At 75.0% G+C, this 1,977-nt stretch carries 3 protein-coding genes; 1 reads left to right on the forward strand and 2 read right to left on the reverse strand.

Going from position 1 to position 1,977, the window contains the following annotated elements:
- Positions 1-60: 60 nt before the first annotated feature.
- Positions 61-405, forward strand: coding sequence for a DUF3040 domain-containing protein (locus AC0CYZ_RS23090; protein ID WP_472219671.1), 345 nt, complete (start codon positions 61-63; stop codon positions 403-405).
- Here the strand turns inward: AC0CYZ_RS23090 and AC0CYZ_RS23095 are convergent.
- Together AC0CYZ_RS23095 and AC0CYZ_RS23100 are read right to left on the reverse strand one after the other, a co-directional pair.
- Positions 380-1,288: an alpha/beta fold hydrolase gene (locus AC0CYZ_RS23095; protein ID WP_472219673.1), complete on the reverse strand. Its 909-nt coding sequence runs from the start codon at positions 1,286-1,288 to the stop codon at positions 380-382. The genes AC0CYZ_RS23090 and AC0CYZ_RS23095 overlap by 26 nt on opposite strands.
- 127 nt (positions 1,289-1,415) lie before the next feature.
- Positions 1,416-1,937 (reverse strand): DnaJ family domain-containing protein, encoded by a 522-nt coding sequence (locus tag AC0CYZ_RS23100; RefSeq protein WP_472219675.1) that lies wholly within the window; start codon positions 1,935-1,937, stop codon positions 1,416-1,418.
- Between the last annotated feature and the right edge of the window lie 40 nt (positions 1,938-1,977).

Raw genomic sequence — 1,977 nt, forward strand, 5'->3', positions numbered from 1 at the left:
CTCACCGAGGGTGTCCGACCCCACGGTGTGCCGCGGGATCGGCTCGGTCACTCTGGTGAGGTGCACCAGGGTGACGAATCCGGCGAGGACCCGACGTCGGAGGACACGCGCCCCGGCCGTTCCCCGATCGACCGCCGCTTCGCCGCGATCATCGGCGCCCTGCGCCGCGCGGACCCCCGGTTCGCGCGCCGCGTCTCGGAGCCCCACCGGCTGCGCAGCGGCCAGATCATGATGCTCGCCGGCCTCGTGGCGACGCTGCTCGTCGGCGTGCTGCCCCTCGCCGTCGGGATCCAGATGCAGCTCGCCGCGCTGCTCACGATCGGCGCGATCGGGATCGCGTTCGGTCCGGTGATCGTCCCGCCGCTGGTCGGCGTGGTGCTCAGCCGCGTCCGTCCGGCCTGGTGACGGGCTCCTGGAGGACCCGCTCGACCCAGGTCAGCAGCTCGCCCTCGACCTCGTCGCGGTTCGTCTCGTTGAGGATCTCGTGGCGCGCCCCGGGCCACACCCGGAACGTGACGTCCTTCAGCCCGGCCTCGCGGTAGCGGTCCGCGAGCGCCTGGGCGACGACGACGGGTCCGCCCACCGGGTCGTTCTCGCCGACCGCGATGTACACCGGCAGGTCCTGGCGCATGGCCGCGAGCCGCTGCGGGTCGGCGACGGCCCGCCCCGCGGCGAGCATCTCCGTGCCCGCCGTGGAGTCGAGGCCGAACCCGCACCACGGGTCCGCGACGTACGCGTCGACCTGGGCCTCGTCGCGGGAGAGCCAGTCGTAGTCGGTGCGCGCCGGCGCGAACGGGGCGTTGAATGCGGAGAGGTCGACCGGCTTCGAGGTGTCGATCGCCCCCTCGATCATGTCCAGCAGGGTCGTCCCGGTGAGGACGGCCGCGTCGACGTCCTCGGAGTGGTCGAGCAGGTACTGCTGCACCGCGAAGGACCCCATGCTGTGCCCGAGCAGGATCAGCGGCACGCCCGGGGCGTCCTGACGGCCCCGCTCCACGAGCCGTCCGACGTCCGCCACCAGCTCGTCCCACCCACCGGGGCCGAGCGAGCCGGCCTCGGTGCCGTTGGCCCGCGCGGTGGCGCCGTGGCCGCGGTGGTCCTGCCCCTGCACGAGGAAGCCCGCGTCCGTCAGCACCTCGGCGAGGTGGCCGTAGCGCAGGACGTGCTCGCCCATCCCGTGGGTGAGCTGCACGACGCCGCGCGGGTCGCCGGCCGGCAGCCAGCGGAACACCGCGACGGTCTGGCCGCCCGCGGAGGGCAGGTCGATGCGGGTGGGCTCCGTCGCCATCGGCGGTTCCTCCGTTCGGCCCCGGGAGTCTCCGGCGGGGCGGGCGGGTGGAGTCTGGCCCGCCCGCCCCGCTCCTGAGAAGACCCGGGAGCCGGATCAGGTCCCGGACGGGGCGGGTGCGTGGACGTCAGGCGCAGGTTCGCCGAGGTCCTGAGCTGCCCGGACCCTCACCCTCCCGCAGCCGTCTCCACCACGACCGGCGTGGCGGCGGCGCGGCCGGGCGCGGCGCGGGCACCGGACGGTCGAGCCCGCGCGTCGCCCGCCAGCGCGCCACGACGTCGTCGGCGCGGGGTCGCCGGATCGGCACCCTCGGGCCCGACGGGAACCGGAGGAAGTCGACGACGCGGCGGTCGAGCTCGGCCACGACCTGCCGTACCGCGGCCTCGTCGCGCAGGTCCCGCACCGCCTCGTCGAGGCCTGCGAGCTCCTTGCGCAGCCGCAGCGACGGCGGCAGCAGCAGGTCGGTGGAGACGCCCTCGGCGCGCAGCTTCGAGCGGATCCACCAGTTCTCGTCGCCGTGGGTGGGCAGCTTCAGCGGCTTCCCGGCGCCGGGCAGGTTGTCGAACCCGCCGGACTCGATCGCCTTGCGGATCTGCTCGTCGACCCGCGACTCGTAGCCCTTCCGGAAGGATTCGGCGTCCCCGCGCACGGCTCCACGGTGCCATCGGGCAGCGGGTCCCGGCCACCCG

The organism is Actinomycetospora sp. (assembly GCF_055612215.1).